Source organism: Apilactobacillus timberlakei (genome assembly GCF_002993965.1).
Taxonomy (GTDB): domain Bacteria; phylum Bacillota; class Bacilli; order Lactobacillales; family Lactobacillaceae; genus Apilactobacillus; species Apilactobacillus timberlakei.
Window position 1 is genome coordinate 140,178 of record NZ_POST01000001.1, and the last position, 13,192, is coordinate 153,369.

14 protein-coding genes and 2 riboswitches are annotated in these 13,192 nt (G+C 29.2%); of the genes, 8 read left to right on the top strand and 6 right to left on the bottom strand.

The genetic code is table 11. The annotated features are described in order from the left end of the window. Window positions 1-327 (bottom strand): hypothetical protein, encoded by a 327-nt coding sequence (locus tag C7N71_RS00770; RefSeq protein WP_105987286.1) that lies wholly within the window; start codon window positions 325-327, stop codon window positions 1-3. 121 nt (window positions 328-448) lie between these two features. Between C7N71_RS00770 and C7N71_RS00775 the strand changes: the two genes are divergently transcribed. Continuing rightward, on the top strand, window positions 449-2,293 hold the full coding sequence (locus C7N71_RS00775; protein WP_105987287.1) for an FAD/NAD(P)-binding protein: 1,845 nt from the start codon (window positions 449-451) through the stop codon (window positions 2,291-2,293). A gap of 39 nt (window positions 2,294-2,332) precedes the next feature. Here C7N71_RS00775 and C7N71_RS00780 read toward each other — a convergent pair whose 3' ends face one another. Both C7N71_RS00780 and C7N71_RS00785 read right to left on the bottom strand, forming a co-directional pair. Then, on the bottom strand, window positions 2,333-2,950 hold the full coding sequence (locus tag C7N71_RS00780; protein ID WP_105963833.1) for an LVIS_2131 family protein: 618 nt from the start codon (window positions 2,948-2,950) through the stop codon (window positions 2,333-2,335). A gap of 119 nt (window positions 2,951-3,069) precedes the next feature. Further along, entirely contained in the window at window positions 3,070-4,053 is a 984-nt protein-coding gene (locus C7N71_RS00785) for a D-alanyl-D-alanine carboxypeptidase family protein (protein ID WP_181399542.1), read from the bottom strand. A gap of 78 nt (window positions 4,054-4,131) precedes the next feature. Beyond that, window positions 4,132-4,222: riboswitch (TPP riboswitch) on the top strand. A gap of 84 nt (window positions 4,223-4,306) precedes the next feature. Between C7N71_RS00785 and C7N71_RS00790 the strand changes: the two genes are divergently transcribed. From C7N71_RS00790 to C7N71_RS00805, 4 genes are all read left to right on the top strand, one after another. After that, window positions 4,307-4,861 (top strand): ECF transporter S component, encoded by a 555-nt coding sequence (locus C7N71_RS00790; protein WP_105987289.1) that lies wholly within the window; start codon window positions 4,307-4,309, stop codon window positions 4,859-4,861. 15 nt (window positions 4,862-4,876) lie between these two features. Beyond that, window positions 4,877-6,283, top strand: coding sequence for an ATP-binding cassette domain-containing protein (locus tag C7N71_RS00795; RefSeq protein WP_105987290.1), 1,407 nt, complete (start codon window positions 4,877-4,879; stop codon window positions 6,281-6,283). Then, window positions 6,284-6,925 (top strand): ABC transporter permease, encoded by a 642-nt coding sequence (locus C7N71_RS00800; RefSeq protein WP_105987291.1) that lies wholly within the window; start codon window positions 6,284-6,286, stop codon window positions 6,923-6,925. Window positions 6,926-6,998: 73 nt separating this feature from the next. After that, on the top strand, window positions 6,999-7,181 hold the full coding sequence (locus C7N71_RS00805) for an LBP_cg2779 family protein (protein WP_105963838.1): 183 nt from the start codon (window positions 6,999-7,001) through the stop codon (window positions 7,179-7,181). Window positions 7,182-7,230: 49 nt separating this feature from the next. On the opposite strand, the gene C7N71_RS00810 is transcribed toward C7N71_RS00805, so the two are convergent. Together C7N71_RS00810 and C7N71_RS00815 are read right to left on the bottom strand one after the other, a co-directional pair. Next, window positions 7,231-8,394 (bottom strand): hypothetical protein, encoded by a 1,164-nt coding sequence (locus C7N71_RS00810; RefSeq protein ID WP_105987292.1) that lies wholly within the window; start codon window positions 8,392-8,394, stop codon window positions 7,231-7,233. An 18-nt stretch (window positions 8,395-8,412) separates the two neighbouring features. Continuing rightward, window positions 8,413-9,387 carry an asparaginase gene (locus tag C7N71_RS00815; protein ID WP_105987293.1) on the bottom strand — a complete coding sequence of 325 codons (975 nt, stop codon included), beginning with the start codon at window positions 9,385-9,387 and terminating at the stop codon, window positions 8,413-8,415. 123 nt (window positions 9,388-9,510) lie between these two features. Continuing rightward, window positions 9,511-9,610, top strand: a riboswitch (purine riboswitch). Window positions 9,611-9,685: 75 nt separating this feature from the next. Between C7N71_RS00815 and C7N71_RS00820 the strand changes: the two genes are divergently transcribed. The 3 genes from C7N71_RS00820 (at window position 9,686) to C7N71_RS00830 (ending at window position 12,215) form a co-directional block, all read left to right on the top strand. After that, on the top strand, window positions 9,686-10,996 hold the full coding sequence (locus C7N71_RS00820; protein ID WP_263850844.1) for a nucleobase:cation symporter-2 family protein: 1,311 nt from the start codon (window positions 9,686-9,688) through the stop codon (window positions 10,994-10,996). A gap of 104 nt (window positions 10,997-11,100) precedes the next feature. Beyond that, window positions 11,101-11,436, top strand: coding sequence for a hypothetical protein (locus C7N71_RS00825; RefSeq protein ID WP_105987295.1), 336 nt, complete (start codon window positions 11,101-11,103; stop codon window positions 11,434-11,436). A gap of 89 nt (window positions 11,437-11,525) precedes the next feature. Continuing rightward, window positions 11,526-12,215, top strand: a complete 690-nt coding sequence (locus C7N71_RS00830) for an aquaporin (protein ID WP_105987296.1) — start codon at window positions 11,526-11,528, stop codon at window positions 12,213-12,215. On the opposite strand, the gene C7N71_RS00835 is transcribed toward C7N71_RS00830, so the two are convergent. After that, window positions 12,212-13,060 carry a DegV family protein gene (locus C7N71_RS00835; RefSeq protein ID WP_105987297.1) on the bottom strand — a complete coding sequence of 283 codons (849 nt, stop codon included), beginning with the start codon at window positions 13,058-13,060 and terminating at the stop codon, window positions 12,212-12,214. The two genes, C7N71_RS00830 and C7N71_RS00835, sit on opposite strands and share 4 nt — an antisense overlap. Window positions 13,061-13,192: the final 132 nt, after the last annotated feature.

The window sequence follows — 13,192 nt, forward strand, 5'->3', positions numbered from 1 at the left end:
TTACATTTTAGCAATTTTAATTGCTTCATCTTCTAATCTAAAACAAAGTGCCATGGCATCTTTTTTAAAATCTGAGATAAAATCTTTTTCTTTGGATTTAAATTCAGTAATCTTCTCACCCGTTACACCAACAACGCTGATTGTATCAACATCCAAGCTTCCAGTATCATAGTGACCCTCTTCAGCTTCGTCCAAATAGTCTTGAAATAGATCACTAACTGCTTTAGTGATAATAGCATCTTCGTTTATATTTTCATGACCATCTATTTTTAAACGTGCCATTTTTAATTTTACTTCATCCATATTTTCTGGAATTGATTCACTCATTTATAACACCATCCTTATTTATAATTTTATCATATTGATAATAATTATTTTAAAATCAAAAATGCAAATTTTAAATCATTTCATGTTAACATTATTAATATAATAAAGGAGTGCTAAATATATGGATATAGCAATTATTGGAGCTGGTCCAAGAGGACTACTCTTATTAAATAATTTAATACAAAACAATAATCAACAATTAAATATTCATTTGTTTGATCGAAAAAATATTGGTGGTCGTGTTTGGAAAATAAATCAACCAATTGACTTAATTATGAATACCCCTGCTAATGAACTAACATTGTTCAATGATGATCAAAATAATAGTTATTCAATTGCTGATTGGATAAAATCAGATAAATCTAGCAAATTTATTCAATCATTAGATGAAAATAAATATCCAAATAAAAAAGAATTGCTTAATGCAATTAATAATCTTCAAGAAAATAGTTATGTTCCTAGAGCAATTTGTGGAGTTTACTGCACTTGGTTCTTTGAGTTGTTAAAAAATAAGATTAGCAAGGATAACAATATTAATCTTTCATTGCATCTCAATCAAACAGTTAATGATATTCAAAAAGATAGTAAGCAATTCATTGTAAAATCACAGAAAGATTATACTGTTGATAAAGTTGTATTTAGTTTAGGACAACAAGAAAATCAGTTATCTAACACTGAAAAGTCTTTTAAAAAATATGCTAGTGAGAACAATCTAACTTACATTCTCCCTGAATATGCAGATGAAGTTGATCTATCAAGCATTAATAATCAAAGTACTGTAATCATTCGCGGATTAGGGCTTAGCTTCAATGATTATGTAAGTCGTTTAACTAAAGAACGTGGTGGTAAATTTATCAAGGATGAAAATGGTAAATTAAGTTACCATAGATCTGGAAATGAACCAAAAATTTTTGCTGGATCAAGACGTGGCATCCCATACTATCCCAAAGCAATTAGTCAAAAGCAATTTGATGAGAACTACCCAGCTTATTTCTTAACTAAAGATAATATTAATAAATATCTTAAAGATGGTAAATTGCCGTTTGAAGATTTTCAAAAGCTATTAAGATTAGATGTTGAATATCACTATTATACATTTTTAATCCAAAAAGATTATCCTAAAATTAACTTAGAATCATTTCAAAATGAATTTTTAAATAGTGATAATCCAATTGAGGTGGTTAAAAAATCAGGATTATCGAGTGAAGCTATGTTCAATTGGAATTTAATTTTAAATCCTGCTGCTGGCATCAAAATTACTAACATGGAAGATTACCAAGAACATGTCAAAACATGGTTATCAACAGTAATCAATGATGCCAGATTAGGATCTAAGACAGGCCCTATTATTGGTGCACTGGAAATGTTAAGAGATTTAAGAAACAATATTAGATACGTTTTAGCTAATAATTTATTATCAAATGAAGATTATGTAAGTAAATATAAAGGACAATTTTCATCAAACATTAAATTCTTATCAATGGGTGCCCCAGTAATTAGAAGTGAAGAACTTTTAGCATTAATTAACGCTGGTATTGTTGAAATTTTACCTCCTCAAATGCAAGTTATTGGTGCTAACCATAAATTTATAACTCGTTCTGCATTCTATGGACACCAAATTATTCAAGGTGATGCCTTAATTGAGGCCAGAACAAATGCACCAAACCTCAATATTACAGATAATCCATTATTAAATAATTTAAAGAAAAATAATATTATCAAACCACAAGTCATTAAATTAGCAGATGATGATGTTAATAATTCATCTATCGATATTAATGTTGAAAATGATCAAGTAAAAGGTGAACCTAATATGTTTACTTGGGGATTAAATACTGAAGGTTTGTATTTCGTTACAAGTGCTATTCCTAGACCTGGAGTTAAAGATGATATTTTAACTGCAGCTGACAATATCAGTAAAAATATTTTAAACATTCCTGTTAAAAATCCAACTAAATATATGTAAAAATAGTCCAACAATCATTAGATTGTTGGACTATTTTAATTAATTTTTATAAATGAATGAGCTATCGGGCACTCTGATTAAAGTATATTCATGTGCTTGTCTACCTGCATGCATCCCTATACCATTCAAAAAGTTGTTTTTATAAGTAGCTTTAACTTTAATTACCCAAGCCTTTTGATAACGATCATCTAATTTTTTAATGCTTTGTTTTTTCCAATCAAAAGCAAAATTAGGAATATTAATTGCATTATTATCCCCCATTAAAACATTGGATGAATTACTAGAAACTTGATTTATTTTATTTTTAATTAAATATGAATAAGACTGATTCAAATTAGGAGTTTTTTGCGTTAATACTTTAACATAGTAAGAATTTTTACCATTGGTATCCAATACTAATGGATTATATTCTCTTTTAATTGAAACATCTTTAGCTCTAATATTTGAATTAAAAGTTTCAAATATCATGAAACCTAATCCCAAAAACAAAATAATAAGCTGTGCTAAAGTTTTGTACAAATGTTTCCATGAAAAGGAATAATTGTTGTTTAAAATGATTCTACTTCTTCTTACACCAATATTATGTACTACAAATGCAGCATAAATAATTAGAGCAATCCAAAAAATCAAACCAATTAAGTTCCAGCTCGATTTCATAAATCTTCTCCTTCTATAAAGTGAAATAAATAAAAACGTAAAATTACATAATAAGTATTCTACACTATATCAGTAAAATTACCAAATTATTATTATAGAAATTAGAAGTATTATCTTATTTATTTGTACAACGCAGAATTCTTGTATACAAATTTCATTAATTTAATAGTATTACTAAATTCATCATCATCATTCAAAGTAACTGTTACTAAGCGATCTTTGCCTTTTACTTTACCTGTGCCAACAAAACATAACCCCGCAGAATCAGTATAACCAGTCTTTAGTCCGTCCACACCTAAACTAGGATCATAAAATTCTTTTCCAGGTAATAAACCATTCTCATTATAAATAGTTTGGTCACCATCATAAGTGACAGCTTGGCTTGAATCATCAACAATTGATGGATATGCTTTTAAAATATAAACTGCAATTTTACCAATATCTTTTGCAGAGACCTCATTACCATCATTATCATTGCCAACTTGATTATATCCATAATGCTTAAGGTCACTATTCTCCAAACCAGATGATGATACAAAATGTGCTTTCAATCCCCAGATTTTAGCTTGTTGATTCATCATATTAATAAACTTTTTATTACTACCTGCTACCCATTCACCCAGAGCAATTGCAGCATTATTAGATGAGCGAATTAAAGCTGCCTTATAAAGTTCCTTAACTGTATACTTATGATTTTTCTTAAAATCAAAGCCACCTAAATCATAACTATGACTCATTCTGACTAAATTAGGATTAGTGGTATTAACAATTTGATTCCAGCCATGATTTTTTTGTGCTTTTTGAATTACCAAATATAAAGTCATTAATTTAGATAATGATGCGATTTTTTCTGGTTTGTTTTCATTATGTGCGTAAACTATTTGACCATTTTTGGCATCAATGGCTATCATAGCTTCTGCTTCACCTAAAAATTTGGGTTTTATTTTATGCGAAATTAAATTGTATTTAAAATCAATATTATGATCTTGATTTTCAATCTTATTAAAAGATTTTGTAAAAATTGAACCTTTACTAATAAATCCGAGACCTATTATAAAGGTAATTATTATAGCAACAAAAAAGACTAATTTTTTTCTATTCATCATTGATTCTACTTTCTGTATATAAATATAGGTTGATTTTAGTTTAATTTAATTGTATAGTACTTATGAAATAAATATTATTAATGTTTGGGGTGCCGTTTAGGCTGAGATAAACCCATTGTACCTGATTCAGGATAATCCCTGCGAAGGAAAACAATACCTTTTACCTTATATCGTTGTGCATTCAACAATAATTTAAAGGGCTCCAAACTTTTTGGGGCTCTTTTTTTATGCCCCCGGAAGGAGAAACAATATGCAAAAAACTTGGAATTTAAGAAATATTATATTACTAACCTTAATTTCTATTATATGCGGAATTATTTTCTTTGCTACTGGTTTTATATATAATTCTTTATCATTAATGTTAACCCCATTTGGTTTAGCACCATTTGCCAACGATATATTAATTGGTTTGTGGATTATGGCAGCCCCATTAGCTAGTTTTATTTTTAAGGCTCCTGGAGCATCCATATTATCAGAAGTTTTGGGATCAATTGTAGAAATGTTTCTAGGTGGACAATGGGGTGCCGCCACTATGATTGGTGGATTTATTCAAGGTATAGCCTCTGAATTGGGTTTTACTCTAACGAAATATAAACATTACGATTGGATTGGAATCATTAGCACCACTTTAACTACAACCATTATCACATTTATATGGGACTGCTTCAAAAATGGTTATAGTGCTTATAGTATTCATATGTTAATTTTATTATTCATCACTAGAATGATATCAATATTTATATTTGGTGGCATTTTAACCAAATTAGTTACTAACATGTTAACTAGAAGCAATGTAATTAAATAATAGGAGTAAAATAACTTGGCTACATTAACTATTAAAAATTTAAAATTTAACTATGCAAACAATAAGATGCCAATATTTAATGATGTAAATTTAAATTTTGCACCTAAAACACTTTCAATAATTCATGGGCCTTCTGGTTGTGGTAAATCCACCTTGTTAAAGATCATTGCGAGACTGTATCCAAAATATAATGAAGGTATTTCTTCTGGTAAAATATTTTTAAATCAAAAAGATATTAATTTAATTAATGAACTTTCATTTAGAAAACAAATTGCTATGATGTTTCAAAATCCCAATCAACAGTTTTGCATGCAAAACGGATATGACGAACTAATATTTACCATGGAAAATTTGCAATTACCAAAGGATAAAATCAGCAAAAAAATTAATGAAGCCATTCAATTTGGTAATACAAGTAATATTATATATCATCCTTTTGATACTTTATCAGGTGGTGAAAAGCAAAGAGTAGCATTATCCATAATATATGCAATAAATCCCAATATTATTTTATTGGATGAACCTTTTGCTAGCGTTGATTATGAAACTAGACAAATATTGATTGGAAAATTAAATCAATTAAAAAATATGGGAAAAACGATCATCGTCGTTGACCATGATTTGTCTTTGTACGAAAAAATATTTGATAATTTAATTATATATAATAATAATACTTTTAAGTCTATTTCATATAAAGCATCTATTAGAAAGTTTGAAGAGTTTCAAATATCTCCTGCGATAAAATGTTCCATACCAAATAAGCAGCCTATTACCCTAGAGCTTAAAAATATATCTATAAATAATGGTGATAAAAAATTAATTCAGAACAATAGCATTAATTTCTATCAAGGATATACAACGCTAATTACTGGTAAGAATGGTTCTGGTAAAACATCATTATTTAACACTCTAATCAAAATGCACCCCTTTAATGGTGAAATTAGACTTAATCAAAAAAATATCAGAAAAATAAGAATTGCTAAATATTACAAAAACATTGGTATTGTCTTTCAAGATTCAAACAAACAATTTATTAAATTAACCGTCAAAGAAGAAATTCAATTATCAATAAAAAAACATAATTATAAACTATTTTCCACGATAGAAATCGACAATTTCATCAAAAATTTGGGCTTAGAATCCTTATTAGATCAAGTAGTATACTCGCTAAGTGAAGGTCAACAAAAAAAGTTGCAAATTCTATCAATGCTGATTATGGGTCATTCAGTTTTACTACTAGACGAACCCTTTAAGGGTGTGGATTTAAAATCAATTGAAGTTATAAACGACATGATAAAGTTGGCTAAAACAAGAGGTCAAACTCAAATAATTATTAGCCATCAAAGATATGAACTAAAAGAATTAGTAGACTTTCATGTAACCTTAAGCAATAGAAAATTGGAGTATAAGGAGTCTTTTTAAATGGATCCAGCGCTTAAATTAATCACTATATTAATAATTGCAATTGAGATATCATTTACGCAAAACTTGATATTAAATTTTATCATTATAATTGTTAGTTTATTAATACTAATCTTAAACAAGATCAGTTTAAAAAGTTTACTGTACATTTTTTTAGTACCTATAATTCCAGCAATTGGAATTTATGCTGCTCAACTAATAAATGGTAGTACAAATTATGGTATCATCCTTGCAACAAGGGTTTATGCATATGTCTTTTTAGGCACCACTTTTACTAAAACTGCATCGATTAAAAATTTAATATTTACACTTGAACAAAATTGTAAACTACCTGCTAAATTTGCATATGGAGTACTAGGAGCATTTAATTTAACTGAAACTATCCGAAAAGAAATCAAACAAATTAAATTAGCCGCCGCAATGCGAAATGTTCATTTAACTTTCTTTTCCCCTACTTTATACTTTAAGAGTATTATGTCGGCATTGAACTGGTCTAATTTATTGGCTGAAGGCATGACATCTCATTTATTTGTTGAAGATAGTCCTAGAACTCACTTTAAAAATATCAATATCAATAAATTGGATTACGTTAAAATGATTATTATAATTTTTCTTGTTCAAATAGTGTTAATCAAATTTTGAAACTAAATTAATGTGTAAATTCATAATTACGTTATAATGAAATTAGATGCTAATTACATAGGGGGCATTTCAGATGGAACGTAAAATGAACAATATTTCTGAAGAAATCATTAATTATCAAAAGGATCATGATATCCCAGATACTTTATTAGCTTTTAAATTACATTTTAGTGTTGAAGAATTACACGATATTAAAAGTATGGAAAAATCACCAAATCAAGACGAAGTTAATATAATCAAACAAACTTTAGCTTAATCTGAAATTCATGAAAAAAAGGTACTACGCATATGCGTAGTACCTTTTTTTACAAATCACCATTTAATTTTAATCGTCGTTCATCTAAATAAGCTTGAATATAATCAAATCCAATTTCAGCAATATCATTTACCGGAATCTCCTTATCATTAATAAAGAAAGTTCTAGTTTCATCTAACAAATTAAATTTAATATATTCATTCGTAATTAAAGAAGGATATCCTAAAAATACATTTCCATTTTTTAACTGTAGTCTAATTAAATGTTTCATCCTTAATGATTGATTTAACAGTAATAATAAATTATTTTCAGTTATATCAAATTGACGATCGGCATTTAAAACCGGTTGTCTCTCAATTTTTTGCTTAATATTATTTTGAACCATCAATTGCATAATTTTTAAATAGTCAGTATTAATGGTGACACTATCAATAGCTAACATCCGCATCAATACGTATCCACCAAACTGTCCTGCCATGTCAACAACTTTTAGGATGATGCTATCCTCATTAATCATAATAACTTTTCCAACATAAAAGTAATTGTGGTTATACCTAGCATTAACTTCGATAAAGCTTTGTTGATCAAAAGAATGAGTTAACATTTCAATAATGTGATTAATAGATTTAGCTGTATGAGCAATGGAATCACTAGGGCTAACCTTATCAATGACTTTACTCATTGTTTCAAGTTCGCGACCTTGAAATTCTATTAATCTAATATTACTAAATGCAAAATTCTTTAAATAATTTTCAGACAATTTAAACTTATTGATGACTAAAAATTCAATGCTATCATTGTTAACTTTTTTGATAATCCCCGTATAAAATTTTTCTGAATCATTTTCTTGAATCAACATCATTTGTTTATCTAAATAGCTTTGAATTAAAATTTGTTGAAATAAGTTAATCTTACTAGCAAAATTCACTGGTTTTGGAGAAAATTGTAGTAAGTTATCGTTTTCGACCACTACCATTTTTTCTTCTATGCGATCTAAATCTTCACTTTTACGCTCAATACTTTCAATTGAAAATAACTTAATTGCAACAAAGCCATCAGCCATTGCAGTTGATTCATAAGTTTTAACCAAAACTTCATGTTCGTTATATCGGTCAATATAACCAGTATAAAAAATATCACCTGATACTAAATAAATATTAACTAACAAGTGATTTAGGTATGCTTTCCTTATTTCTTCTAGTACATACTCCATATTTAAAAACCTCAAATTTTAAGAAATTGCGTTGCCCATAAAACGAGCTAATTCTTGGCCTGATTTACCAGCACTAAGACCTACTATTAATTTAATTCTAGCCTTTTGGCCGTTTAATCCATGACAAATAGTTAGTCCCATATCTTGCAGTTCAATACCACCACCATGATAAGCATAGATATCTTGAGCAACTCCATTGATACATCTTGATACTAAGATAATTGGAATATTACGATCTAATAATTTTTGTAGTGATGGTAATGTTTCAGGTGGTAAATTACCTGCTCCAAGGCCTTCAATGACTAATCCTTTAGTTTTACCGTTATCTAAAGCATCAAATAATGTTCCATCCATGCCGGCAAAACCTTTAATTAAATAAACACCATCAACAACATTATTAATATCCACTACTTCACTTTGAATTAATTCTTGGAAAAATGATGGATGATGTTTACTAATAATTCCAATTGGCCCAAAAGTTGGGGTCCTAAAAGTTGCTACATTCGTAGTATGTGTCTTAGTTACATATCTAGCAGTATGAATTTCATCATTCATTACTACTAAGACACCCTTGCCTTTTGCATCTTCACTTGCTGCAGTAGCTGCGGCATTCAATAAGTTATAAAGTCCATCAGATCCAATTTCGTTAGAAGAACGCATTGCACCCGTGACAACTACTGGCATATCATTTTTTAATGTTAAGTCTAAAAAGTATGCAGTTTCTTCCAAGGTATCAGTACCATGCGTAACAACTACACCATAGTATCCTTCATGTTCTGCTTCTTTAATACGTTTAACAATTTTCAACATTACTTTTGGCGTAATGTGTGGTGAAGGTAAGTTAAACAATTCTTCATTTACAATTTTAATATTACGACCTAATAAATTATCTTGATTTGCAATAGGATTTTTTTCATTTTGAACTACTTCTCCACTATCATCTTGAGACATAGAAATAGTTCCACCTGTATGGATTGCTAATATTTTCTTCAAGACTAAATGCCTCCCAATAATATAGAAACTAATACTCTATATTGTACATTTAATTAATTACTATCACAATTATATAATATGGTAAGGTTGCTTTTTTTAATATTTTAATATATTATCTATTTTAATAATATATATTTTGTTGCCTATATAATTACTAAAATATGGTTAGTAAGTTTCTACCTGGAACCTTAAATTTCAGACTATAAGCGAAATGATCTAAGTCCTTTTGCTTATGCATAGGGATTTTTTTATTTGCATATTTACATATAGGTCAATAGTAAAATTTAGGAGGATTATTTTGAATAATAGTGAAAAAGGCTTAAAGCAAGTTTCACATTTAAAGGCTGCTGTTTTAGGTCTACAACATTTATTAGCTATGTATTCCGGTGATATCATAGTACCGTTATTAATTGGAGCATTTCTACATTTTAATGCTGCTCAAATGACTTATTTAGTTTCTGCAGATATTTTTATGTGTGGGATCGCCACCTTGCTTCAACTTAAACGTACCCCTATTACAGGAATTGGATTACCAGTTGTCTTAGGATGTGCAGTCCAAGTTATTACGCCACTTGAAACAATTGGCGGTACTCTAGGCGTTACCTATATTTACGGTGCAATTATTTGCTCTGGATTGTTTGTATTCTTAATTTCTGGACTATTTTCAAAATTAAGAAGATTTTTCCCACCAGTTGTAACTGGATCATTGATTACAATTATTGGATTTTCATTAGTTCCAGTTGCCGTGCAAGATTTAGGTGGTGGTGATGCTAGTGCTAAAACATTTGCAAATGCTCAAAATCTAACTGTTGGTTTAGTTACAATGGTAGTTGTGTTAATAATTAACATTTTTGGTAAAGGCTTTTTAAGATCAATCTCAGTCTTAGTTGGAATGATTGTTGGAACTGGATTAGCTGGTGCTATGGGGATGATCTCATTAAGCTCAGTTTCAAGTGCTAGCTGGTTTAAATTACCACAGCCATTTTACTTTGGTACCCCTCACTTTAGTTGGTCAGCTATTTTAACAATGATTTTGGTCTCATTAACTACAATGGTTGAATCTACTGGAGTATTTTTAGCTTTAGGTGATTTAACTAATCGTAAATTAAGTAGTAAAGAATTAGCCAAAGGATATCGTGCAGAGGGAATTGCAGCTATGCTTGGTGGAATTTTTAATACTTTTCCATACTCAACATTCTCTGAAAATGTTGGAGTTGTACAATTATCAGGAATCAAAACTAAGCGCCCTATTTACTATGCTGGTTTGTTCTTATTAATTTTAGGATTATTACCTAAGGTTGGTGCTTTTGCTACAGTAGTGCCAAGCTCAGTTCTTGGTGGTGCAATGATTGTAATGTTTGGAATGGTTGGAGTTCAGGGTATTAGAATTCTTCAACAAGTTGATTTCAATAAAAATGCTAACTTATTAATTGTTGCAATTGCTGTAGGATCAGGTATTGGTGTTACCGTTTACCCTCAAATCTTTAGTTCATTCCCTAAATCAGCACAAATTATCTTAGATAATGGAATTGTTGTTGGTGGATTTATGGCTGTACTATTAACTATATTGTTCAGCATCAGTGGACAAATTAAATTAGATAAAGAATAATCAAAATAATCACTATACAAAATGTATAGTGATTATTTTTTTAAAAGCAACCTACTTGATAATAAATGAAAGCTAGAACTAGAATTAAGTATGAGGTGATTAAAATGACCAAAAAGAAAATACTTAATATGGAAGAAAAAATCATTCATGATATGGATGACTTTTTGGTAGAATATGGAGCTAAAAGATTAGGCAACGATGTCGATGTTGCTAATAAAATTTATGAAACTGGTAAAGGTAACATTAAAAACTTAGATAACTTATTCAATGATCAAGGATTTGGCAGAACTGAAAAGTTTTACAATATTGGTGTTGGATACTTAAACGATGTTTACGATCACAATAGTGAAATTGTAAATCAAAAGGCACCTGAAATTGCTAAAAAAGCTTTCAATTATTTAGGTAAAAATGAGCAAGCATTAGATGCTTGGGAAGCATAAAAAAGCAAGCCTATATTTATGGCTTGCTTTTTTATGATAAATATTATTTAATTTTAATATAAAATATTTAGCAAAGGAGGAATCAATCAATGAAATCATTATTAGGAGAGTTTATCGGTACATATATTATGTTATCGCTTGGACTAGTAAGCAGTGTTGTGGTTAATTACTTCTTATTTCCAAAGCATCAGAACCGTTTCCTAACGGGATTTTATTGGGGGCTTAGTATCCTAATTCCTTCATTCATAACAACTATTTTCTTTGGCACTGCTGGATTTAATCCTGTAGTTTCATTAACATTAGCTGTCAGCGGAAAAATAAGTTTCTGGATATTTGTTGGTGAAGTCATTACACAAATTCTTGGAGCTTGGTTAGCATCATTAACAGTTAAACTAGTTTGGTCTAAATGGCTTAGAAGCTTACCATTAAATCTTAACTTTTATGCAACTGTTCCAAGAAACATTAATAATTGGCGTGCTAATTTTGGATGGGAAATATTTGGTACATTTTTAATTGTGGTAAATACTCAAACATCCTCTAATGTACAAAGTCCTTGGTGGATTAAGACTATTTGGTCATCCATCTTGATGACTATTATCATTTCGGTTATCGCACCAATTACTGGTGCTGCCTTTAACCCTACTCGTGATATTATCCCTCGCTTCTTCTTCTCAAGAACTTACGATAAAAGATTATCACAATGGAAATATTCTATTGTGCCATTACTAGGACCAATTATCGGTGGTATTTTAGGGATAATATTTAGCTTTTTCCTTTAAGACCATTTTTTGCAGGTCATAACAGCAAAGGCATCGTTACCAGTATGTGTGGCAACAATTGCAGAAGTATATAACATTGAAATATCAGCGTCTGGGAGCATTTCTTCTAGACGTTTTTTTATTATTAATGGAAAAGTATCATCACCTGTATAACTAATGCCAATAAATTCAAGTTGTTCATCTTTTATACTTTCACAATATTTATCCAACCATTTAGTAAATGTTTTCTTCCCACGACCTTTAACTTTTAAATCCATGTCTTTAGGTAAAACTTCAAAAATAACATGAAGATTAATTAACTTTGAAATAATACCCTTGGCTTTACTAATTCTACCGCCTCTAACCAGGTTTTCTAAAGTACTAGCACCAATATACAAATTACTATTTTCAATCATTTTATCTACTGCTGCTGAAATTTCATCAAGATTATATTCATTTGAATTAGCTAACTTAGCAGCACTAGTTACAATATGACCTAAACTTTGATCAATAAAGTGTGTATTAATAACTTTAACTGTACCATCAGCAATTTGTGCTGCTTGTTGGGCAGCATGTACAGTTCCACTTAATAAATCTGTCATATGAATTGATAATACAGTATCCCCATTAGCAGTAATACTGTTATATAATTCAACAAAATCACCAATTGATGGTTGACTAGTAATTGGAAAATCACCTTTGGGATTATCTTCAAGATAGTTAATTAATTTTTTACCATTGATATCAATATTATCTTTAAATGATTGATCACCAATACTTACATTTAGAGGAATAATCTTAATTCCTAATTCTTCAACTATTTTATCTGGAACTAATGCCGTTGAATCAGTTACAATTTTAATCATTTTAATTCTCCTTTAGCTTACGTATTCATATATCACTATGATAAAGGTATTTGCATATTTTTTCACTATCTTTTTATAAGTATCAATCTAAAATTCAATTATATGGTATATTTAAAAAATTTATTTTATATA

Excerpts from the sequence above, each read along its gene's own strand:
- C7N71_RS00810 (WP_105987292.1), bottom strand. The coding sequence starts at position 8,394 with ATGGAGTATGTACTAGAAGAAATAAGGAAAGCATACCTAAATCACTTG.
- C7N71_RS00770 (WP_105987286.1), bottom strand. The coding sequence starts at position 327 with ATGAGTGAATCAATTCCAGAAAATATGGATGAAGTAAAATTAAAAATG.
- C7N71_RS00805 (WP_105963838.1), top strand. The coding sequence starts at position 6,999 with ATGGAACGTAAAATGAACAATATTTCTGAAGAAATCATTAATTATCAA.
- C7N71_RS00830 (WP_105987296.1), top strand. The coding sequence starts at position 11,526 with ATGAAATCATTATTAGGAGAGTTTATCGGTACATATATTATGTTATCG.
- C7N71_RS00790 (WP_105987289.1), top strand. The coding sequence starts at position 4,307 with ATGCAAAAAACTTGGAATTTAAGAAATATTATATTACTAACCTTAATT.
- C7N71_RS00800 (WP_105987291.1), top strand. The coding sequence starts at position 6,284 with ATGGATCCAGCGCTTAAATTAATCACTATATTAATAATTGCAATTGAG.
- C7N71_RS00775 (WP_105987287.1), top strand. The coding sequence starts at position 449 with ATGGATATAGCAATTATTGGAGCTGGTCCAAGAGGACTACTCTTATTA.
- C7N71_RS00785 (WP_181399542.1), bottom strand. The coding sequence starts at position 4,053 with ATGAATAGAAAAAAATTAGTCTTTTTTGTTGCTATAATAATTACCTTT.
- C7N71_RS00780 (WP_105963833.1), bottom strand. The coding sequence starts at position 2,950 with ATGAAATCGAGCTGGAACTTAATTGGTTTGATTTTTTGGATTGCTCTA.
- C7N71_RS00835 (WP_105987297.1), bottom strand. The coding sequence starts at position 13,060 with ATGATTAAAATTGTAACTGATTCAACGGCATTAGTTCCAGATAAAATA.
- C7N71_RS00825 (WP_105987295.1), top strand. The coding sequence starts at position 11,101 with ATGACCAAAAAGAAAATACTTAATATGGAAGAAAAAATCATTCATGAT.